This is a genomic window from Collimonas sp. OK607 (genome assembly GCF_900111995.1).
GTDB lineage: Bacteria > Pseudomonadota > Gammaproteobacteria > Burkholderiales > Burkholderiaceae_D > Collimonas.
The window spans coordinates 1-22,644 of record NZ_FOKF01000060.1; the positions used below are offsets into that span (position 1 = coordinate 1).

Sequence of the window (22,644 nt, forward strand, 5' to 3'; positions counted from 1 at the left end):
CATCCGGCACCTTGTCGGTGAGCCTGAAACCGGCGAACCAGCGATACGCGACGTTGACTTGCACCTCGCGCATCAACTGTCGCTCGCTGCGCACGCCAAACAGGTAGCCGATGAATAACAGCTTGAACAGCACCACCGGATCGAGCGCCGGACGCCCGTTATCGGCGCAGTACAGATGTGCCACTTTCTGACGGATAAAGTCAAAATCGACCGCCGCGGCGATCTTGCGTAGCAGGTGATCGCTGGGCACCAGGCTTTCCAGCGTCACCATCTCCAGCTCGTGCTGGTAAGGCACAGGGATTTTTAGCATCCCTAATTATAAAAAAAGCCTCCCAATTTCGGAAGGCTTTGTCAGCAACCTGAACCCACTCAGAGAGTGGGTTTTTTCGTCCCAAATTCCGTGAGCGTCGAACGTGCTGACAAAAACGTTTCCAAGGCCGTCAAAGATCCGGGCTTATCTTTTTCCCGTGCGTGCGGTGGGACGCAAATGTCGCTATTGCGCTAAGCTTTCCGATACCTAGCGGACTATCAATTCAACATCGCAATCAAGCCGATCGTCAGAAGTTTTTCAGGTCCGATATGCCGGTGCCGTTGTCTTCGACGATCAAGGTAATCGTACATCATCACGAGCACTGGTCTTGGTTTTGCCCTGGTTCATCACGTGGACGTTGTGGAAAGCTACACCAAACAATCACCTGGTTCGGGAGGCGGTCACATCGACCACCTCCTGGAATAACGATTTTTGGGAAATCCTTTTACCTTTAGGTAACTGCGTTTTTGCTTCTTTATTCAACCAAGTCACATATTCAGGGGACAAGCGACCATCGTCGCGCTCATATGCGGGTATCAGTCGTGACTCGTTTGTTCGAGCGCGAACGGTTGCTGGTTTTCTCATATGTTTCTTCTAGTATTTGCCGTAGAACGGCGGTAATAAAAGGCGGAGCTGGAGGCTCTTTTATGCCTAAAGCATAAAAGAACAAAGGTTGGGAGATGCTTGGATTGAATCGCGCCGCTTGGCGATTGGCGCGAGATTGCCACAAGTTCCACTCAAAGTCGCCAACGAAAATTCCTACCAGCTCAAACTTCCTTCATCGCACATGCTCGCCGCCAGCAATTCCATCCCGATTTCATTCTGCTTATTTTTCCCAGTTCTCCATTTTGGCGACTTGCGCACGCGATTTCCTTTGTTACGATCAATTGACTGCGTGCCTGTCAGTTCATTAGCGCCAGATAGTCATGCAGAACATTTATCTCAACAGGGATCGGCCCTAGTCTAACGTAAAACATGAAAGCACGGAAAAATGCATCCCGACCACATCACCAACGAAAACCTGGTGTCTACCGATTTCGCAAGAACAGAAAAAGCGAGGTTTCTGCAATCAATAACCCGCAGCAAACGCACCAAGACCGTCTACCTTGCGCCAGGTATCCCCGCGCACAGTGTATGGATGACCGACGTTTCGGCGATGGACCGCCGCTCGGTCAAGGCGCAGTTGGCCGGCCGAGGCGACTACAGAGTCGCGTGGTGGGAATTGAACTGCCTGATCCATCGCTTGCTCAAGCCGCGCGCTTCACTGGAGCACGTGATGTACGCATTTCACACACGTCATCACGTCATCACGCCATCACGCTCGCCAGACTGGAACTGGCCAATGATTTCTGGCGCACGGTCAGAACCGTTAGACAAAATGGCCCCTTCGCTGGCCTGCGTTGCGCTATCCGTCAGATACAACAACCAAAGGGAGACCATCATGAGTCACAAAAAAAATAACAATGACGATTTCCTAACTGCGGTGGGAGGCACCATATTGGCATGGGGATTACTCGCGATGATGTGGGCGACAACCACGATCATGTTGGCGATTTTCTTTCTTCTGAAACGCCCCATCTCCCGTGCGTTGCATCTGGAATGGTGCTCGACAAGTTGGTCATCGACGAAATTGCTCTACGGTCCCATTAAGTGCCTGGCAGGCATTTTGTTTTTGTTCATGCTTGTAGGCGCTTCCAGGAAACTTTCTGTCACCCACGCGCATGCTGATCAGATCATGGCCGGCGTCCTCAAACTGTGTGCCGGGCTCTCGGGCGGACTACTGTTCAATATCCTGCATTGGATGGAGCAATATTCCAAGGATCCGGCTATTCAAAAAAAAATGGCGGGGATCGCTGCCGAACGTTATGTACAAAAACTCATTGAAGATTGTCGTACGAAGGATTTACCTGTATCCCGCTCCCTTCACGGCAAATTGTTTGTCTTTAACGAGCACACGCCCAATGAATTTTCCGTTGAGGTCGACCACATGTTGATCACCGAGCGAAACGTTTTTGTGATTGAGACGAAATGCAAATCCGGCACCCTGTCAACGGGAGCCGATTTCCCCACGTGGAAGGTGTCATCTCCCTATGGTGATTCGCAAATGCGTAATGCGCTGAAGCAGGTCAAGAATGCGGCTCGCGTATTGCAGCGCCAAACCGCCCTCCCTTGTGAGCTCATTCCCCTGGTTGCGATCAAGGGCAACGACGTAAAAATCGTTGATGGTCCAACGAATGTGTTGGTTGCTGCGGAGATTGGCAACGTCCTTCGTGCATTTGAACACGGCAAGCCACATCCGATCCTAGATCCCGCTTCGGTGATCGCCATGCTTTTGCCGCATGTGAATGATGATCCGGCCGCGATGAAAAGGCATGTCGAAAGAGCTAACGCGGCCCGAGTGCGGGCGGAGATGACCGAGATCGTCAATGCTGCGTCGATTCGATGAGAGTTGAATCAATAACAGGAGCGCAGGGACCGTACCAGGTACGGTCTTCTGTCGGTAGTCCAAGTAATCAGGGAGTCACGATGTCTATCAATAAGCGAAACAAGCGGTCTGTACGATCAGAGGTGATGGAAATAAACGCGGTTGGCACGAAGACGGATTTTTCATCGGACTTCGAACAATCAATCACGATCTTGACAGATTTGATCGTGATCGCCATCGAGGAAATTGGCAATGGCAGCGGACGGGCACTCTCGGTTTTACTCTCGGCCATGCGGTATGCGCAAGAAATCGAGGCAATCAATGACCGATTGCGGCAAGTGGAAAGCGCAAAGTGATCCCCATCGAAGGAAAATCGCATTTCCGAAATAGCAAGCCACAACACCATCAAAAAATGACCGGTTTTCTTGATCATTCATGATATTTTCCTGTCAGTCAAATGTATACCGCTGCTGACTCAAGTTTCCGGGATCTATCGAAGAAAATCAACAGCTTTCAAGACTTTGGCGTTAGGAACAATCAACGAACAACGCCGCATGAAATTTTTTGGCCTAAACAGACAAAGAGAAATAACGTCTAAAACCCTTGGTTCCAAACGCGACTTGCCTTTTTCACTGCAGGAATGACGCGGTAACCGCCCTTCCGATAATAACGATACAAATATAAAAACGCTCTCATGTCGCGCCTCTGTTACTAGGAAAAAATGGTTCGGTCGGGTTGATCTTCAAGCGAGGCCCCGTCAATTTGCATGTCCGAAAAATCACCTATCAAGCTTGCAGAATAACCCGAATTACTTATAGCAAATAACGATTTGCAATAATTAACAATTACGTCGACACACAAATGCAACAAATATCGACGACGCTGCTCAGAAAAATTTCACAATCCCAGTTTGGTTTCGCTGTCATTTAACTCAGTAACTTCACGTTGAATATATTCTGACGAGATTGTGCGGCAGCAAGCAGCGATGGTCGGTGCGCAGGATTTTTTAGCTAAAAAAACAATGAAATGCCTATGGCCGCTGGCGGTTTTAGATGGCTATGCTTTGGAAGCAACGAAGTGTGGGAGTGAAAATTTTTCTCAGGCGAGAAAATCTCCCACATGGCTGAAATTTCAAGAAAATTAAGCGGATTGGTCCGGAGTCCCCGTGTCTTTATCTTACGTTAGCATCAACCAGCATTTCATCTGCGTGTAGTTCTGCTCGCCGCACGTCAGCCGATTACGACTAGCCCCGTTACTATGTTCATACCCCAGAATGTGACGTGTTGGCCAGCCAGGTCCGGCATGATTTCTGCCCCCAGTCGTCCATGATCCGGGGGGTGTTGTCACCAGACCTGATAGGTGGCTGGTGATCGCTAATAGGGGTTAGGTCCGGGCATACCGAGGCCGTCCGTAACGTGGATGCCGAGACCAACCGCCGTCGCACAGCCAACGTACTGACAATATGGAGGCCAAATGACAGAAATCGACACTATGAGTCGGTTGACGTGTTTATCGGTGTCGACGTTGGTAAAGGCGAACATCATGCCGTTGCACTTAGTTGCACAGGCAAGCGCTTGTTTGATAAAGCCTTGCCGAATGACGAGACCAGATTACGCACACTCATCACCGAACTCCAGGCGCACGGTCAACTATTGCTTGTAGTTGATCAACCCGCAACGATCGGCGCACTGCCTGTTGCTGTTGCGCGCGATGGAGGCATCCTGGTAGCGTACCTGCCAAGACTATCCATGCGACGCATTACCGATCTCCATGCCGGCGAAGCGAAGACTGACGCACGGGATGCGGCAATCATCGCCGAAGCTGCACGTTGTATGCCGCATACGCTGCGCTCACTTAAGCTGGCTGACGAACAAGTGTCGGAATTGACCATGCTGTGCGGATTCGACAATGACCTGGCTGCTCAAATTACCCAGACCAGTAATCGCATTCGTGGGTTGCTGACTCAGATCCATCCTGCCTTAGAGCGGGTGCTGGGACCACGCCTTGACCATCCCGCCGTACTTGATCTTCTCGAGCGATACCCATCACCAGCCAAGCTCGCCTCAGTCACCGAGAAACAATTGGCAAACCGCCTTACCAAACTGGCTCCCCGCCTGGGCAAGAATCTGGCTGCTGAAATCGTTCTGGCACTCTCGGAACAAGCTGTAGTAGTTCCTGGAACCAACGCCGCTATGATCGTGTTGCCTCGTCTTGCTCGCCAACTCGCCGGGCTACGGTGCCAACGTGAAGAGGTCTCACAGGAAGTTGAGCGGCTCGTACAAGCTCCCCCTCTTTACCCGGTCCTGAGCAGCATGCCCGGAGTCGGCGTCAGGACTGCGGCCAGACTCCTCACAGAGGTCGCCTGCAAAGCCTTCGCTTCGGCCGCTCACTTAGCCGCCTATGTCGGACTGGCGCCAGTCACCCACCGATCCGGCTCTTCTATCCGCGGCGAACATCCCTCCAGACGGGGAAACAAGATTCTCAAACGAGCGCTCTTCCTCTCGGCCTTCGCCGCGTTACGCGATCCAATCTCTCGAACTTATTACACGCGAAAAATTAACCAGGGGAAAAGGCATAACCAAGTCCTCATCGCACTCGCCCGTCGACGCTGTGACGTCCTATTCGCCATGCTTCGTGACGGCTCATTTTATTGCCAACAATCGATCAAATTGCCGTTGACAACAACATAGCCCCCCACTCTCCCCGTAGGAATTCGTGATTGGCTATCCATGCATCAACTTTATATCGCAGTTGATGCTTAAATGCGTTCGAAAATCGCGGCTACACCTTGCCCTCCACCGATACACATCGTCACCAGCGCAAAACGGCCACCGATTCGGTGTAGTTCGTGAATTGCCTTGATGGTGATGATGGCACCGGTGGCGCCGACCGGATGGCCGAGCGAAATACCCGAACCGTTAGGATTGACTTTGGCAGGATCAAGACCAAGCTCTCGAGTGACCGCACAGGCCTGGGCGGCGAACGCCTCATTCGACTCGATAACATCGAGATCCTCAACTTGTAGGCCCGCGCGCTTCAAGGCCAGACGTGTAGCGGGCACCGGTCCAATTCCCATGAACAGGGGCTCGACACCTGCATGGGCATAGGCGACCAGCCTCGCCAACGGCTTGAGTCCAAGAACTGCTGCACGCTGCGCATCGGCTAGCACCACAGCACCGGCACCGTCATTGAGACCAGACGAGTTTCCGGCGGTGACCAGTCCATCCTTCTTGAATACGGGCTTCATCTTTGCCAGAGCGTCGAGCGAACTGTCGCCACGCACATGCTCGTCAGTGTCAAACAGCAGCACACCATTCCGGCTTTTCACCTCGACCGGCACGATCTGATCCTTGAAGTAGCCTGCCGCGATTGCATGGGAAGCGCGGCGCTGGCTCTCCAGCGCCAATGCATCCTGCATGTCACGCGTGATACCGTACCGCTCGGCGACATTCTCGGCAGTTATGCCCATGTGAACCGATTGCCAGGGATCATGCAGAATGCCGGACACGTAGTCGACCATCTGTGCATCACCCATACGTGCCCCCCAGCGCGCCGCCGGCATGAGGTACGGCCCTCGGCTCATCGATTCGGCGCCGCCGCCAATCGCCACATCGGCATCGCTCAGCAGGATGGTCTGCGCTGCAGAGATGATTGCCTGCAGACCGGAACCGCACAGTCGGTTGACGTTGAAGGCCGGGGACTCCTTAGGTATCCCGGCATCCATCGCCACAACCCGACTCAGGTAGGCATCTCTTGGCTCGGTCGGCACCACGTTGCCCATAACCACATGACCGACTTCAGCCGCCGCGACACCGGATCGTTTCAGCGCAGCACGCACAGCGGTGGTGCCGAGCTGGCACAAAGATACGTCCTTCAGCGACCCGCTGAATGTGCCGATGGCAGTTCTGGCCAGGCCGATTACAACTACTTCACGCTGCGTCATTTCAATTCCTTTTTTTTTAATCTTTAAAGGTGGTTTTAGAGAGCATTTCACGGGGAGTCAGCCGCCGCGATGGGTCCGGATGCATGCAGAATTACCCCGCCCGGCTTTCGGCGCGCGGCAGATTGCTAGTCCGGAGGCACGCAACGCCTTACTTAAATCGTACCGCTGCTCATGACGACATCCGCAGCCAACACCTACTCATCCGCAAAGTACGAGCTTCGGTAATTCAAACAATGAATCTGGAGGTCTGGAATCTGTCGCGCTGAAACGTATTGTGAGAAGCTCAATGTTTGACGTAACAAAATGCCGATAACCTCGTCAATGCGCACTTACTTGTGGGACACGACAAACGCGTTATTGGGAAGTTAGACGCTAGATCCCCGGACCAGTTTGTCGCTTAGACATTAGAGCCGCGCCAGGCGAGTGCCCCTCCATCGATGAGATAGGATGCTCCAGTAATGAATGACGCATCGTCGGAAGCAAGGAAGCAGACCAATTTGGCAATTTCCTCAGGACGACCAAGTCGCGGAATCAAATGTGAGCCTGTTAGTACATGTTCGATCGCCTCAGGATTCTCAGCTGCCTTGATGTATTTTGCGACCATGGGTGTATCGATTGTGCCAGGACAGTAGCAATTGCAGCGTATTCCGTCAGGAGCCAGATCCAGGGCTGTCGCTTTGGTTAGTTGAACGACTGCACCTTTTGTAGCACAGTAGCATGGGGCCATCGGGTAACCAACGATCGCTCCCACGGAGGCAGCATTGACAATCGCACCGGCCTTGGACTTGCGAAGATGGGGGGTCGCATACTTCGTGCACAACCATACCGCACGTAGATTAATCTCATACACCATATCCCAGATATCCTCGGGCATGGTATCGACTCTGCTCTGCTGGGTCAGATCGGATTCATGAACGCCAGCGTTGTTGTGCAGAACATCAATGCCCCCGAAGCGAGCGGCAGCGACATCCATGAGAGCGCGAATCTGGGCGCCGTCGCGCAGATTGCAGTGCTGATAAATGCCTTCGCCCCCCAGTTCCTCAATGGCCTTCAGTGTCTCCAGGCCGGCTTCGTCATTGATGTCAGAAACGACGACCCGGGCTCCCTGCTTGGCCATCTCGATAGCGCTCGCCCTACCCATGCCACTTCCTGCACCGGTTACCACACATGTTTTTTCAATTAGCATTATGGTCGATCCTTAATTGTGCCGGGTCGGCAGCCAGCCAACCTTGTTGTCTTCTACACTCCCCACCCTTTGCTTGAAATCAGCAAGTGCCTGGGTGACGACACCGCCGATATCGAATCCGGTCATCGATGTCAATCCACCATCTACCGCGAGTGTTTGCCCGCTGACGTGAGTTGAGGCGTCGGAGGCAAAAAACAGGACTGCTTCAGCAATATCTCGAGGTGTGCCGGCCCGCCCAAGCGGAATGAGGTTTCCAAATGGTTCTTCCAGAGACTTGATGAATTCATCGTATTGTTCGGCGGGGATATCGCAGGCAGTAGCAATAATCGGCGTCAGGATCAGGCCTGGGGCGACGACATTTGATCGGATCCGATGCGACGCCAACTCATAGGTGGCAGACCTAGCCAGGTGAACAATCGCTGCTTTTGCAGTGTCGTAGGAAACCGCCGACCACCCAGCCTGGATCGCGGCAATGCTTGAGGTAGAGATGATGCTTCCTCCACTGCCTTGGGATATCATCTGCTTAGCTGCATGCTTGTGTCCCAAGGCTGCTGACCGCAACAGCAATGTCACTGTCTTGTTGAACCCTTCGGCATCCAGATCAAGAAGTGAAGATTGGTCGCCAAGTGCGCCAGCGTTGTTGACCATGGCATCCAGGCGGCCAAAGCGCTCCACGCAAAACGCGACTACCGATTCAATATCCGCTTCTACTGTCACGTCAGTACGCTTGAACACGACAGACGCAGACCCAAAGCGCTTCTCAAGTCCGGCGGCGGCGGGACTGATGTCAGCGACCACAACCTTGGCACCCTCAGCGACAAAAAGCTCCACAATTCCTTCGCCAATGCCACGCCCGCCGCCTGTGATTATCGCTACTTTTCCTGCAAGCCGATTTGCCATTATTCCCTCATCATTAGGTAAAGATTCCAAAATTTTTCATCGTTCCACAACAGTTTCGTCGTGCCTTAGACTTCCATTACTGACAGTTCAGAAAAATTCTTGGCCACTTATTTGGCGAATGAAAGTAATGCGCCAATCGCAATGAACCGAAAAATTGCATTCCCTGAATCTAACTCTACGACATTCCTCTGCAGATAGTCAACGCTTTAGTTGACAATTAATTTTCATAAAAATTTGCTGGTAATTTCGTTGTATCGTAATATCCCATTAAATCAACACAACAGTTGACAATCGATGTTCAACTCCCAGGAGTTAGTGAACGACTAAGTTAGTGAGCGGCGAGCAGGAAGCTCGCACGCTTGGCTTGAATTGATGGACTTTGTCATGTCATGGCAACCATCTCGGAAATGCATGCTGAAGCGGCAGGAGGCGGAATGGGCACAAAGAATGAGCGTTTAGTGGTTGTCGGAACAGGCTGCGCCGGTGTTGAATTGGCGTTCGCAGCGCGCGCTGCTGGATGGAGCGGATCAATTACCTTGATTGGTGACGAGGCCGTACTGCCCTACCATCGCCCGCCCTTATCAAAGGCTTATCTAGTCGGCGAAGCGAGCGCTGACTCGCTTTTATTGAGGACGCCAGCATTATTCGAAAAATCGGATATCGAACTACTCACATCGGCAAAGGCAACGTCAATCGATCGAGGAAGAATGCACTTATGTCTCTCCGATGGCCGCAACCTGCCCTATGATCGCCTAATCCTGGCTACCGGTGGTCGACCAAGGCCATTGTCGGCAGCAGCCGGAGGAGCCGAATTCGCCACCAATTTCCGATATCTGAGAACCCTTGCAGACGCCGACGCCATTCGCGGCAATCTCGTGGCTGGTCATCGGCTTGTCGTCGTAGGAGGCGGGTATGTCGGACTTGAGGTTGCGGCTGCAGCCATCAAATTGGGCATGCGTGTCACTGTGCTGGAGGCAGCTTCTAGGATCCTGGCCCGCGTGACTGCAGCGCCGCTATCAGCATTCTATGAGACCGTGCATCGCCAAGCAGGAGTGGAGGTACGAACGGGTGAACAAGTTGAGGGTTTTGAACTATCTGCTGACAGAAGAAAAGTTACCGCCGTGCGTTGTGCGAGTGGCGCCAGGATGGACGCTGATCTCGTCGTGGCCGGCATTGGGCTTATCCCTAATTGCAATTTAGCAATCGACGCGGGGTTGCAGGTCGACGACGGAATTGTAGTTGATTCACAAATGTGCACCGCCGATGAAGCAATCATGGCTGCGGGTGATTGCACAAAATTCCACAGCGACTTATACGGTCGAATGGTGCGCATCGAATCGGTTCCTAATGCGCTGGAGCAAGCGAGGAAAATTGCCGCTCTCATTTGCGGAAAATCGCCGCGCAAGGATTCAGCGCCATGGTTCTGGTCTGATCAGTATGATCTCAATCTGAAAATGGTCGGACTCTCGCACGGCTATGACAATCTTGTCTTTCGCGGAACGCCTGATAGCCGCAATTTCAGTGCCTTTTACATGCTGAAAGAACGCGTGCTCGCAGTCGATACGATCAATCGCCCGGTTGAATTCAATCTGTCGAAACAACTCATTTCGGAGCGATCGTCAGTCTCACTCGCCCAACTCGCCGACGATGCGGTGCCATTGAAAAGCATCCTGGAGTCAAGTACCCGGATAGACTGAAGCAATTTATTTTTCCGCAATTCCACGAACAGTCAACGAATATGTTGACTTTAGAAATTACAGGGTGCAAGATAGGGGATGTGCTGCTACACAATCATGTGTTCCGCCAAGAGTACAACCTAATTTTAATTTCGAGGATATTGGCAATGTCGAAAGTCATTTACATATCACACGCAGGATCCCGTCACGAACTTGACGTCGCAGACGGGGTCAGCTTGATGCAGGCTGCCGTATCCAATGGCGTCTACGAGATCGTCGGTGACTGTGGTGGGAGTGCCAGCTGCGCAACCTGTCATGTCTACGTCGACGATCTGTTTCTGGCAAGGCTGCCTGCGGCGACCTTGCGCGAACAGGAAATGCTGCAGTGCACAGCGGCAGAATTGCAAGCGGGTAGCAGATTAAGCTGCCAGATTGCAATGACCGAGGCGCTCGACGGACTGACGGTGCGAATGCCAGATCAGCAGTGGTAGTCAGCGATTCATCCACATTCGAATCGCCATCAAAACGACTGGCAAGGCAGGCAGCGGTCTTCACATGCTCTTGCCGCACAGCCGGGGTTGATCGTAACGCCTAATGCAATGGAGACATCATGCTCGGATATGCGACCGTTGGAACAAACAATTTGGCGAGGGCGACCGCGTTCTACGATGATATCCTCACTTTGCTGGGTGCTAAGCGCATCTTCGATTTTGAACGCGGAGTTTACTACGGAAAAGACACGATGGAGCTCGGTGTCTTGACCCCATTCAATGGCGATATCGCATCCGTCGGGAATGGCTCAATGGTCGCTTTGCGTGCAGGCTCACGCACCAAAGTTGACGAGTTTCATGCGACTTCCCTGCGTTCAGGCGATGTGAATCAAGGAGCTCCCGGATTACGCGGAGACGCCTCGATAGGATTTTACGGCGCTTATTTTCGCGATCTGGATGGCAACAAGCTGTGCGTCTTCAAAATGGGGCCAGAGCGTTGAAAGCTCTGCAGAATCATTGGAAACCTCCCATCTGCGTGCATCTCACCACATAAGTTATTGACTTTTAAAATGAATCGAGAGGACAAGCGATGAGCGATTTGGAGTATCGAATTCGCCGATTAGAAGACCGTGCCGAGTTGCAGGACCTTGTTGCGCAATATTTTGTCGCAGCAGATGATGACGACTACGAGATGCTTGCCGCGACATTTGCTCCCGATGGCACTTTTTCTGCTGGCAACTTCGAAGGAGCGACCGGACGTGATGCAGTGGTGGAGTCGCTCCGCTCGAGCAGGAAACTCATGGGGCCGACGGTGCACACACCCAATTACACATTGTTCAAATTTCAGGAAGACGGACACGCTACCGGATTGGTTGGCGCGCATTTGGAGCTTTCCATGGCCGGGCGCACTTTGTACGGAGCGGTGCGCTATACGGATGAATATGTACGGGGCGATAAGGGTTGGCAATTCCAGCGTCGAAACATGCGAACGATTCATATGGGCCCCTGGGAAGATGTTGGAACATCGCTGACTTCGAAATTGTGTGTACGCTGGCCCGGCATCGATCCACTTCCGTCAGATTATCCGAAAAAGAAATAAGCTGGAAAAGGGAGTTTCTGATGCAACTAAATAGTATTGAAGAAATTGTTCAGGACATCCGCGTTGGCAAGATGGTCCTCCTTATGGACGACGAGGATCGTGAAAACGAGGGTGACCTGGTGATTGCGGCCGAGTGCGTCACCGCCGAACACATCAATTTCATGGCACGCCATGCCAGGGGCCTGATCTGCCTGCCCATCTCCCGTCGCCACAGTGAACAACTGAAATTAGGGCTGATGGTTGAGAGGAACGGTTCCGGCTTCGGCACCAAGTTCACCACGTCCATTGAGGCTGCAACCGGCGTTACAACCGGAATCTCCGCTGCGGACAGGGCGCGTACGGTTCAGGTGGCATCCGCCCGAAATGCGACTGCGCTCGATATTGTGCAACCGGGTCACATTTTTCCGCTTATTGCAGAACCCGGCGGTGTTTTGGTTCGGGCTGGACACACCGAAGCGGCATGCGATCTTGCGCGTCTGGCGGGATTTGGTGAAACAGCCGTCATTTGCGAGGTCATGAATGACGACGGAAGTATGGCCCGTCGCCCAGACCTTGAACGCTTTGCAACCGAGCACGACCTTAAAATCGGGACAATTGCCGATTTGATCCACTATTGCGTCGTCAATGAAACGACCGTCGAGCAATTGGACATGCAGCCCGTGCAAACCGACCATGGCGAGTTCATCCTGCACACCTTTCGGGATCGGATCAACAACGGCGTTCACCTGGCCTTGGTCAAGGGAACGCTTGACCCCGATCAACCTGTGCTGGCACGTGTCCAGATGGGATTGGCGGTTCGTGACATGCTCAGCATCCACATTCCTGGCAGTAGCGGATGGAATATCCAAAAGGGACTGGCGCGCATCGCCGCTGAAGGCTCAGGAGTGATGGTTTTGCTAGGCGGGACAGAGGCGACCTCCGATCTGTGCGACAGCGTTGATGTGGTCGCCGGCAGAAAAACAACGCCAAAGCCGAAGCCGATGGGAGGAAATCTGCCGTTTCTGACAATTGGTGTCGGCTCCCAGATTCTGCGTAAACTCGGTCTGCGCAAACTTCGGTTGATGGGTGCCCCGGTCAAGTACAAGGCCATCTCCGGCTTCGATCTGGAGGTGGTTGAATTCATCGAGCCGGCCGAGATTTTGCATCACATTTGACATTTCTGTCTTTATTGAGCCGCTATGCTTGGACGTGCCGAGTACGGGAGAATTATGGACTCAGTCGTACCATCCATATACACGACAACCATGAGCAATCAACTGCTTGAAGCCGCTGCCGGCATTGAATTTCCCTGGCCTGCCCAAGGCGTTGATTGCAAGTTGCGTGCGGCGGCCGAGTTGCCGGATACACTGCACGCTATTGCTGAATCGGCACCATGAACAGTGCTGGTCCGTCTGGCAGCGGCACCGATGCTGCCATCAATCGCCGCATGATTACTCTTTCGATCATGCTGGCGACGATTATCCAGACACTTGACAGCACCATCGCCAATGTAACTTTGCCGCATATGCAGGGCACGCTGTCGGCGTCGCAGGATCAGATTACCTGGGTATTAACGTCATACATCGTCGCGGCGGCAATTGCCACACCCTTGACTGGTTGGCTGTGCGATCGCTTTGGTCAAAAAAATATATTTCTGGTGTCGGTCGCCGGGTTTACCGGCGCTTCCGTGCTCTGCGGCATTTCCGGCTCCCTGGCGCAGATTGTGGCAGCCCGCTTGCTGCAAGGCGTCTTCGGCGCCGCACTGGTACCGTTGTCGCAAGCCGTACTGCTGGACATCAACCCGCGCGAAAAACATGGTTCTGCTATGGCAGTGTGGGGTATGGGCGTGATGATCGGCCCGATTCTCGGTCCCACCTTAGGTGGTTGGCTAACGGATAGCTATAACTGGCGTTGGGTGTTCTTCATCAATGTACCGGTGGGATCCCTGGCTTTTTATGGCATCTGGAAATATATCCGGCAGCTGCCCGCTTCGCGGCGCATGACATTCGACATGTTCGGTTTTTCGACCCTGAGCATTGCCATCGGCGCCCTGCAAATGCTGTTGGATCGAGGCGAGCAAAACGATTGGTTCTCCTCGCGCGAGACCTGGATCGAAGCCATCGTACTGGCCATGAGTTTCTCTTATTTCATTGCGCATACCGCGTTACGGCCCGCGGGTAAGTCGTTCTTCGATTATCGCTTATTGAGAAATGCGAATTACGTTACCGGGTTGCTATTTATCTTCATCATTGGCATGGTCCTGTACGCAACCCGTGCGTTGACGCCAACCATGTTGCAGGGCCTGATGAATTATCCCGCGACCATCGCCGGCTTGGTCACCGCTCCCAGCGGTGTCGGTACCATGATGGCGATGTTGCTTGCCGGTCGCCTGGTTGGGCGGATTGATTTTCGGATGCTGCTGGCGATCGGCTTTTGCCTCACTGCGCTCTCTTTGTGGCAAATGTCTCACTACACACTAACCATTACACAGGGATATATCGTTTGGCCTGGCGTGATCCAGGGGATCGGACTGGGCTTGGTCTTCGTGCCGCTGAGTGCTGCGACTTTTGCCACGCTGTCGCCCGCCATGCGGGCTCAGGGTACAGCCATATTCAGCCTGGTTCGCAATATAGGCAGCAGTATCGGCATCGCCCTGGTACAAACCTTATTGGTGCGTAACACGCAAATCGCACATGCATCGCTGGTCGAAAAAATAAGTAATGCCAATCCTGCCTTGCACGATCCGATCGTTGCGTCCGTCTACAACGTGGCGACATCAGAGGGCTTGGCAGCGTTAAACGACGAGATCACGCGGCAAGCATCGATGATCGCTTACGTCGATGACTTTTGGTTCATGCTGATCCTGACCTTGCTGGTCCTTCCGCTTTTATTGCTGATCCGCCCGCCCGGAACGAACACGCCGGTGACCATCGATCATGCGGCGATGGAATAAGCCACACTCTGCCGCTCAATCAACGAGAATTTTCACTGTGATTAAATTGAGAATTTTTACATACGCCGGCCTGCTTTCGTTCACGATTGGCGTCGCAGCTTGCGCCGGTATTCCAGCAGACCGGAATACATTGCCACAGCAGGATATGGCACGTGCGCAACTGGCGGCCGGCATCAGACTCGCGCGCGACGGCTGGCCGGATCCGCAATGGTGGACCCAGTACGGTGACCTGCAGTTGAATCACCTGATTCAACAAGCACTGACCAATGGTCCAACACTGGCAATTGCATCCGCCCGTATCGGTTCGGCGCGGGCAGCGCTGGCAACCAACGCCGCCGATCAGGGATCCAACTTCAACTTGAATGCCTCGGAAAACCGGCAGCGCTACTCTGGCAACGGGCTGTTTCCGGCGCCGATTGGCGGCAACTACTTCAATGAAACGACATTGCAATTACAAGCCAACTATGACTTTGACTGGTGGGGCAAGCACCAGTCGCAGATTGCCGCTGCGCTCGGCGAAGTCAATGCGCGTAGGGCCGATTACGCGCAAGCGGAACAGACATTGGCGGCCGCAATCACGCAGCATTATTTCAACCTGCAAAGTGCTTGGGCACGGTTGGAAAACAGCCACAGGAGCGTCGCAACGCAGAGAGAGTTGGTACAAAGCACGGTCAAGCGCATTGCCCGTGGTTTGGCTGCCATTGATGAACAGCGCATGGATGAAACCGGACTGAGTTATCTGAATCAACACGTCGCGCAGCTCGAGACACAGATTGCCATCGAACGAGAAGCGCTGCGCGCGCTACTGGGCGGCGACAACAATGCGCTGGCCGACCTGGTGCCGCAACTGATTCCTGGCATTCCGCACACGCTGCCGCGGCAGCTCGGCATAGAATTGTTGGCACGGCGGCCCGACCTGCAGGCCGCGCGCTGGCGGGTCGAAGCGTCGCTCAGTCGTATCGAGGCGACACACGCAGCGTTTTATCCGAACATAGATCTGACGGCTGCTTTTGGTCTGGACACGCTCTCATTGAGCAATCTGTTCAACGCGGCCAGTCGCACACTATTCGCCGGTCCCACGCTGTCCTTGCCATTATTTGACAGCAAGCGCCTAGAAGCGCGTCTCGGGGCGGCCCGTTCCGAACGGAATGAGATGATCGCCGACTACAACCAGACCGTATTCAACGCGGTGCGGGATGTGGCGCAGCAAGGCGCGTCCATGCAGAGCATCGAAAGCCAGATCAGGCAGCAAGACAGCGCGATGCGGGCAAGCAATGAGTTACTGCGAACTGCGCAAGCCAAATTCAAACAAGGACTGGCAAACCACAGCGCTGTACTGGCTGCCGAGTTAGCGCAGTTAGCCCAACAGGATGCCGGCCTTCAACTGGCCAATCGGCAGTTGCTGGCGGAGGTGGCTTTGGTCAGCGTATTAGGTGGCGGCTACCGATCGAACCTGATCACGCCGAATGCCCCCCTTACTCAGTAATCACAATAAATCGGAACATTTGCCATGGCGATCTGCAACAGAGATACAGGAAATCCTCATCAACGCAAGTTTTTTTTACTCAGCATTACCTTGTTTTTTATCCTTGCAGGGGTCGCTTACGCTGTTTATTACGCACTGGCATTATCGAAGCATGAAGAAACCGATAATGCTTACGTCGGCGGGAACTTGGTCACCCTGTCGTCACAAGTGACAGGCAATGTGCAGGAAATACGGGCCGACGAAACCCAGTTGGTGAAAGCCGGCACGGAAATGATAACGCTTGATCCGATTGATGCCGACCTCGGCCTGAGTCAGGCGCAAGCACGTTTAGGTACAACGGTTCGGCAACTGCGTGAACGCTATGCGAGTGTCGCGCAATATGATGCAACTATTGAATTGAAGCAGCTGAGCCTACAAAGCGCCACGGACGATCTCGCGCGCCGGTTGCCGCTGGCAGCCAACCATATAATTTCCGGCGAAGATATCGCACACGCCCAGCAAGCCGTAAAAAACGCCAAAGCGTCACTAGAAGTAGCGCTCAATCAGGCAAACGCCGCCCGTGCCGGCGTCGCTGGCGTCGGTTTGGCCGACAATCCTAGTGTGTTGGCGGCCAAGGCAGATTTTATACAGGCATGGCTGGCCGTGCGCCGTAACGCAATCCTGGCGCCGGTGTCGGGCTACATCGCCAAGCGCAGTGTGCAAGTGGGAAGCCATGTTACACCCGGTACGCCGTTAATGGCGATCGTGCCGCTTGACCAACTGTGGGTCGATGCCAACTTCAAAGAGTCTGAATTGCGGAACATCCGTGTCGGACAGCCTGCGAACGTAGAAGCGGACATGTACGGCGGCAAGGTCACCTATCACGGAAAAGTGCTAGGCCTGTCGGCGGGTACCGGCAGTGCGTTCTCTTTGCTACCGGCGCAAAATGCCACTGGCAACTGGATTAAAGTGGTGCAGCGGGTGCCGGTGCGCATTTCGCTAGACGCGAAAGAACTGGCGCAACACCCCTTGCGAATAGGGTTATCAACCGTGGTCACGGTGGACACGCACCGCCAGGATGGCACAATGCTGGGTGCACCGATGCCGGCTGGGGCGCTGTATTCAACGCAAGCGCTGAATCAGCCTGTGCAGGAAGCGGAATCTGCCGCCAAAGCAATTATTGTAAAGAATCTGACCAGGTAAATTAACCAACTATTATGTTGATTTAGTTACAACTGGCATGCGATGATTTAATCCAAGCTTGAGGTTGAATCGCACGTGCCACATCGCGGGCCTTTCGCACTCCGGCCCGACACAGGCGATGATCAACATCACAGCGATCTGCATCGACGATTTTTTCTAATCGAAGACACAAGATAAGCGCGGGAAGAGGATTAAATTAAATGGGATGGATCACCTTCCGATTTAGCGCATCCAAGTGCAGCTTCTCGGACGCTGACGCATTACTCCCCTTGAAGGCGCATCAGTTTTTTGCACACCACGAATTAGTTAACCAGCGTACAGGTGACAAAGAATCGATTTGCATCCTTGACTATGCCGCGATAGCGCGATTAGACCATGCCCAATTCTTGGCGTTCAAGCGAATGTCGAAATTTGTAGACTGTTACACGTCGGATACCTGCTCAAGCCTCAGTTCAATGCCAACAAAACCTCGATCAGTGGCAAGTATGGTTTGTTCCATCGGTTTCGTTCAGATTTACTCCGTATAACGCGTCAATGCGGCTGCGCGTTTACTTAATGCGAGATTCCTTATGTTTTTCCGGACGGCCTCGCGTCACTTTTAAGTACGTCACGCAGGATAAAGAGCGTATACCTGCGCACCTGCTCAGGCGCCGGTGGGACAAGTCACCAGGCGGCGCCCGTTCGAAGCAAATTGCGAACGCTAACGACCGGCAATCAAGCCTTCGACGCCGTCGTTGCCGGATCCCACACCAGAGGAAGTCCTTTTACCGAACCGACGATACCCCCCTGATGAGAAATTTTCGCGTCGGGAGCAATCTGGAAATCTGGAATTCTGGCCAACCACTCTATCAGAGTTGTAGCTATTTCCCGACGTGCGAGGTGCTGACCGAGGCAGAGGTGAGCACCATGACCAAAGGTCGTGTGCGAAACTTTCTTACGGCTAAAGTCTACGTGCATAGGGCAGGCATTCTCCCGTTCATCCAAACCGGTCAGGAGTTGTGGCAACAGGATTTGGTCACCCTTTTTGAGCTGAACTCCGTGGAACACATGGTCTGACTTGAGAATACGCCCATCCGCCACCAACGAGAACCGACGCAAAAACTCTTCCGTGGCAGCCGGGATGCGCTCGGGATGATTAACCAGTTCCTTGCGATGCTCCGGGCTTTGCGCGAGGAACTGCATGCAGAAACCTAGGAAATTGATAACGGTATCCAGACCGCCAAGAAGCAGCAATCCCGTCATCCGCAGAGCCTCGTTCTTGGTAATGGGACGACCGTCGATCTTACCATTGGCAACTTTGCTGATGGCATCATCACCTGGGTTGCTCATGCGCGCGTCGATCACGGGTGACAGGTACTCGTAGAGCTTGTCGCGTGCCTCGGCAAACGTCATTGATCCATCAGGCCTGGTCATTTGGTCAGTATGGTATTTCAAGAACGGAACATCCTTCTCCGGCAAATCTGCAAGGATAAGAAAAACCCGGATCGGGAATGGCGCGGCAAAGTCCTCGATAAAATTGCAATGCCCCTGAAGTCGCACTTTCTCGATCATCCCAACCGCGAGGGCCCTGATTCTGTCTTGCAGGCTGTCCACGACCGGCATCCCGACGGTCATATTCGCCAATGCGCGAAATTGACGTTGCTCCGGTGGATCCATCGAAGTAGGAATGAAGTCGTACGCTTCTCCGACCTCGCGAGGAATGAACGGACACTCGCTTGAGAAGTGCTGGTAATCTTCAAATGCCTCCCTGATCAATTGACCACGGGTAGCAATCCAGTGTCCCCCGTTGAGCCGGCTCCAGACAAGATCAGGAACGCCTGGCCCCTGTAATATTTTCCAGGCTTCCTGCAGCCCGTCAGAGACATTTTTCGGATTGTACATATCGAAATCAAAAACCAAATTTTGTGGAACATGCTCTGGTAACGGTGCCAGTGTAGGTCTGTATGTTGTCGCGTCAACCGTCGTCATTTTTTATCTCCTTTGTGTGCATTCGTGCAATGCGAATGATTTTTATAACAATAATCAGAGCGTTGGATCGATTACCGGTTTGATCGATGCACCCGACTTCACCAGCTCAAGTGCCTTGACGGCATCCGTTATCGCAAGTCGGTGGCTGACCAGGCTGGCCAATGGATAACGCTCCTGCAGGCGAACCGCCAGATGCAGTGCCTGGTAATAGTGCTTGGGCTTGGGGAAGGTTGCCCCGCTAATCTTCATGTTCTTGATGGTCAGGTCACGCGGCGCAATGGGCTGCGTACCAATCGCGCCCCAGAGCCCTAGAATGATGTAGCGACCGTGGTTGCCGGTCAGATCGACACCCTCAGGGAAAGCCGGCAACGCCCCTGCGGCTTCGACCACCACGCTCGCGCCCCGACGGCCAAGGCGGTCTTGAATTTGCCTGTGCCGCTCCTCAGCACTCGTCTCTTTGAGGGATATCGTCCCTGTCGCCCCCAATGAAATGGCCACGTCCAGCCGATTTTTCGAGTGATCAAGGACAATGATCTCCTGTGCACCGGATACAGCTGCCACGAGGACTGCGGCCAAGCCAACAGGGCCGGCGCCCTGCACGATCACCGTATCTCCCTGTCCGACCGGGCCACACTGCTCGAAACCGCGCAAGACCGTAGGCAGTGCGCAGCCCAGAGCCGCTACGGCATCCGGGTTCGCATGATCGGGGAGTCGATAGAAAGCCATACCGTTAGGTAGCCAGGCGTAATCCGCGTAGCTTCCCCAATTGGGCTTCTCGGCATGTTCGAAAAACGTCGAATTATCGCACGGTGTTTCGTCGAGTACCGTGCAGGTATGGCAGCGATGACACAATGCAATTGGCGCCCAATAAATGAGATCGCCTGGCTTTACCGGCATACCGGCATAGTCGGTGGAAACACCTGCACCGAGTTTTTCAATCCGTCCCACGCCTTCATGCCCAAGAATAATGGGAAACGGCATTTTTCCGGCTTCGCCCGACACAATATGGGCATCGCTACCGCAAACACCACCGAGCACCACACGAACGAGCGCGCCGCCCGGTTCAGGATCGACGATCGGAACTTCCCAGGTTTCCACCCGATTTGGCTCAACCATTACAGCCGCTCTGCCGTATCTCATAATCAACATCCTTCCGTTTGTTTGATAGTCTCTTTGGGGTACGGCTCTTTGCAGTCGAGGACGATGCGTGCTTGATACAGAAGATGCCCCTACGTTTCTGCATGTGCTACAAACGTGCCTAGATGACTAAAAGCGCTTCGAGAACTTTTTCAAACCAGCTTACTGTCGCTAGTGCGCCGATTTGTTCGACCTGTACCCAGCAACATGCGTCATTTTCCCAATTCAGGTGGACTGCGTCGACTTGGCTCTGAAAATGGAAAGCATGAACTCGCCATAATTTGCCATCCTCGCTCTTTAGGTCAAGAATAGTGCGCTTGCTCAGTTCGAGCCTACTTTCTGCAATATTTGTCTCTTCCCATATTTCAAGGATTGCATGCTTCAGCGGATCAGCAGCAACAGGCAGGAAGCCAGTGATGCAGTGCCAGTAACCGACATCTCCAGTTACGCGAGCGCTGCGCCGAAACAGCCCAACGCGTCCGAGATGCGTCAATATCGCGGCAACCACTTCACGCTCCCCCTGTGAGGCAGGGTGCGCCTCACAAATAGCCTGGTTGTGCATGATTTTCCTTGCTTGATTGAGGTCTTTACTACCCCGTCCGCCACCCCGCAACAGGCGGGTTTACAAAACCTTAAGTTTGGGTGCAACTTCAGTAGCCAAACGCTTCAAGGACTCGAAATACGGCGCCGGATTGTCCATGTTGTCATGGGAATTGACGACGATTTCGCCCCATCCACCAGTCTTCTCGGCGACCGCTTGAAGCTTGCGAACGACGGTTTCCGGCGAGCCGCAAAGCCAGACATGTTCTGCCAGGAAGTCCATGTCAACCTGGCTGGAATCGATGTTTTTTCCGGAGTCGGCGATGATGCCCTCGAACAGATTGAACTTCTTGTAGATCGGGAAAAGATAGTGCTTCCAAGCCTCACCAAGACCGCTGGCGATGGCACGGCGCTTCGCCTCGGCATCTGTATCTGCAATAAAAATATCGCGGGTTACACGGAATCGTGCACGATCAGTGGCGAAGCCCTTCGACTTGGCAGCGGTTTCCCAAGTATCCCAATGGGATTTCATGACCTCGGTGCCGCCAAAAAAGGAGATCGGGCTGTAATTGCGTTCACCTGCCCACTTCAGTGAAGAGGAATTCTTGGTCAGGCCGGTGACTGCGACCTCAAGGCTATCCCGTCCGCCCCAAGGGCCGTTGTTCGCCAGTTCAACATTATAGCCTGGCATATCGTTCAGGCCTGGGTATCCTGCCTGGAAATGCGCGGTCTTCTCCAGGAAAGGCTTGCGCTCCCATACCTTTTCAATCAGGTCAAGGCCCTCGAACATTTGCGACTGCAGTTCGGCGATGCCGGGAAATCCATGGAGAATCGCGTCAGTGTGATGACCTCCTGGAGCGATACCCAGGAAATAGCGTCCTTCGAGAACCTGCGACAGCCAACCAATTTGAGTCGCCAAGGTGGCCGGGTTATGGTAAGGGATCAGGTGGGCCATCGGCGCAAAGCGGATGTTTTTGGTGAGCGAGGCTGCTGCTCCAATGATAATTTCGGGGCAAGGAATATTCTCCCACGCCAAGGTGTGGTGCTCACCGATCATAAAATCAGCATACCCAGCTTGGTCAGTAACCTGAGCCAGTTGCAAGGACCAGTCAAAAACTTGGCGAGCCGTGCGATGAGGAAAATTGTAAGGCGTGTGGAAAAAGCCGCATTTCATGATAAATGTCTCCTGGCCTGAGTGGCCGCTATGTGTGGTTAAATCGTCGGGGTATTGAATTTTTTTGACACCAGCTTTCCCCAAAAATAATCAGACGAATGTACCGTCCTTGTCCTTATTGCCGAAGCGTGGTGCGACGAGACGTGCAAACTTTTCGAGTTCATCGTTGTTCTGCTCGGGGTCGAGGTGACCTTG

21 protein-coding genes are annotated in these 22,644 nt (G+C 53.5%); 12 read left to right on the forward strand and 9 right to left on the reverse strand.

Annotated features, from left to right (window positions below; translation table 11 throughout):
* On the reverse strand, positions 1-310 hold a 310-nt coding region (locus BM029_RS23930; protein ID WP_139217333.1), incomplete at its 3' end, for a transposase.
* Positions 311-1,301: 991 nt separating this feature from the next.
* Between BM029_RS23930 and BM029_RS23935 the strand changes: the two genes are divergently transcribed.
* Positions 1,302-2,756 (forward strand): nuclease-related domain-containing protein, encoded by a 1,455-nt coding sequence (locus tag BM029_RS23935; RefSeq protein ID WP_092440379.1) that lies wholly within the window; start codon positions 1,302-1,304, stop codon positions 2,754-2,756.
* Positions 2,757-2,823: 67 nt separating this feature from the next.
* Here the strand turns inward: BM029_RS23935 and BM029_RS23940 are convergent, their stop codons facing one another.
* Positions 2,824-3,168 (reverse strand): hypothetical protein, encoded by a 345-nt coding sequence (locus BM029_RS23940; RefSeq protein ID WP_092440381.1) that lies wholly within the window; start codon positions 3,166-3,168, stop codon positions 2,824-2,826.
* Between the two features lie 534 nt (positions 3,169-3,702).
* On the opposite strand from BM029_RS23940, the gene BM029_RS26010 reads away from it, so the two are divergent.
* Entirely contained in the window at positions 3,703-3,879 is a 177-nt protein-coding gene (locus BM029_RS26010; RefSeq protein ID WP_170851212.1) for a hypothetical protein, read from the forward strand.
* Positions 3,880-4,195: 316 nt separating this feature from the next.
* Entirely contained in the window at positions 4,196-5,425 is a 1,230-nt protein-coding gene (locus BM029_RS23945) for an IS110 family RNA-guided transposase (protein WP_092440407.1), read from the forward strand.
* Between the two features lie 68 nt (positions 5,426-5,493).
* Here BM029_RS23945 and BM029_RS23950 read toward each other — a convergent pair whose 3' ends face one another.
* The 3 genes from BM029_RS23950 to BM029_RS23960 all read right to left on the reverse strand — a co-directional run bounded on the left by BM029_RS23950 (position 5,494) and on the right by BM029_RS23960 (position 8,794).
* Entirely contained in the window at positions 5,494-6,678 is a 1,185-nt protein-coding gene (locus BM029_RS23950) for an acetyl-CoA C-acyltransferase family protein (protein WP_092440383.1), read from the reverse strand.
* Between the two features lie 397 nt (positions 6,679-7,075).
* Entirely contained in the window at positions 7,076-7,864 is a 789-nt protein-coding gene (locus BM029_RS23955) for an SDR family NAD(P)-dependent oxidoreductase (RefSeq protein WP_092440385.1), read from the reverse strand.
* 12 nt (positions 7,865-7,876) lie between these two features.
* On the reverse strand, positions 7,877-8,794 hold the full coding sequence (locus tag BM029_RS23960) for an SDR family oxidoreductase (protein ID WP_139217334.1): 918 nt from the start codon (positions 8,792-8,794) through the stop codon (positions 7,877-7,879).
* A gap of 359 nt (positions 8,795-9,153) precedes the next feature.
* Here BM029_RS23960 and BM029_RS23965 point away from each other — a divergent pair, with 359 nt between their 5' ends.
* The 9 genes from BM029_RS23965 (at position 9,154) to BM029_RS24000 (ending at position 17,630) form a co-directional block, all read left to right on the forward strand.
* On the forward strand, positions 9,154-10,461 hold the full coding sequence (locus tag BM029_RS23965; RefSeq protein ID WP_371329160.1) for an NAD(P)/FAD-dependent oxidoreductase: 1,308 nt from the start codon (positions 9,154-9,156) through the stop codon (positions 10,459-10,461).
* 146 nt (positions 10,462-10,607) lie between these two features.
* Positions 10,608-10,931, forward strand: a complete 324-nt coding sequence (locus BM029_RS23970) for a 2Fe-2S iron-sulfur cluster-binding protein (protein ID WP_092440409.1) — start codon at positions 10,608-10,610, stop codon at positions 10,929-10,931.
* 119 nt (positions 10,932-11,050) lie between these two features.
* Positions 11,051-11,431: a VOC family protein gene (locus BM029_RS23975; RefSeq protein WP_092440391.1), complete on the forward strand. Its 381-nt coding sequence runs from the start codon at positions 11,051-11,053 to the stop codon at positions 11,429-11,431.
* A gap of 89 nt (positions 11,432-11,520) precedes the next feature.
* The gene (locus BM029_RS23980) at positions 11,521-12,030 is read left to right on the forward strand and encodes a nuclear transport factor 2 family protein (protein WP_092440393.1); all 510 of its coding nucleotides are present in this window, start codon (positions 11,521-11,523) and stop codon (positions 12,028-12,030) included.
* 20 nt (positions 12,031-12,050) lie between these two features.
* The gene (ribBA, locus tag BM029_RS23985; RefSeq protein ID WP_092440395.1) at positions 12,051-13,184 is read left to right on the forward strand and encodes a bifunctional 3,4-dihydroxy-2-butanone-4-phosphate synthase/GTP cyclohydrolase II; all 1,134 of its coding nucleotides are present in this window, start codon (positions 12,051-12,053) and stop codon (positions 13,182-13,184) included.
* Positions 13,185-13,274: 90 nt separating this feature from the next.
* Positions 13,275-13,406 (forward strand): hypothetical protein, encoded by a 132-nt coding sequence (locus BM029_RS26485; RefSeq protein ID WP_256381619.1) that lies wholly within the window; start codon positions 13,275-13,277, stop codon positions 13,404-13,406.
* Entirely contained in the window at positions 13,403-14,962 is a 1,560-nt protein-coding gene (locus BM029_RS23990; RefSeq protein WP_092440397.1) for a DHA2 family efflux MFS transporter permease subunit, read from the forward strand. Before BM029_RS26485 ends, BM029_RS23990 begins: the two co-directional genes overlap by 4 nt.
* A 37-nt stretch (positions 14,963-14,999) precedes the next feature.
* A complete protein-coding gene (locus tag BM029_RS23995; protein ID WP_371329161.1) occupies positions 15,000-16,448 on the forward strand; it encodes an efflux transporter outer membrane subunit in 1,449 nt (482 codons plus the stop codon).
* Between the two features lie 90 nt (positions 16,449-16,538).
* Positions 16,539-17,630: an HlyD/EmrA/EmrK family protein gene (locus BM029_RS24000; RefSeq protein WP_244545203.1), complete on the forward strand. Its 1,092-nt coding sequence runs from the start codon at positions 16,539-16,541 to the stop codon at positions 17,628-17,630.
* A 714-nt stretch (positions 17,631-18,344) separates the two neighbouring features.
* Here the strand turns inward: BM029_RS24000 and BM029_RS24005 are convergent.
* From BM029_RS24005 to BM029_RS24020, 4 genes are all read right to left on the reverse strand, one after another.
* Complete coding sequence (locus tag BM029_RS24005) at positions 18,345-19,598, reverse strand: cytochrome P450 (RefSeq protein ID WP_092440401.1); 1,254 nt, start codon at positions 19,596-19,598, stop codon at positions 18,345-18,347.
* 54 nt (positions 19,599-19,652) lie between these two features.
* Positions 19,653-20,738, reverse strand: a complete 1,086-nt coding sequence (gene camD / locus BM029_RS24010) for a 5-exo-hydroxycamphor dehydrogenase (protein ID WP_092440413.1) — start codon at positions 20,736-20,738, stop codon at positions 19,653-19,655.
* Positions 20,739-20,856: 118 nt separating this feature from the next.
* The gene (locus BM029_RS24015) at positions 20,857-21,297 is read right to left on the reverse strand and encodes an NUDIX hydrolase (protein WP_092440403.1); all 441 of its coding nucleotides are present in this window, start codon (positions 21,295-21,297) and stop codon (positions 20,857-20,859) included.
* A 60-nt stretch (positions 21,298-21,357) separates the two neighbouring features.
* The gene (locus tag BM029_RS24020; protein WP_092440405.1) at positions 21,358-22,449 is read right to left on the reverse strand and encodes an LLM class flavin-dependent oxidoreductase; all 1,092 of its coding nucleotides are present in this window, start codon (positions 22,447-22,449) and stop codon (positions 21,358-21,360) included.
* Positions 22,450-22,644 lie beyond the last annotated feature (195 nt).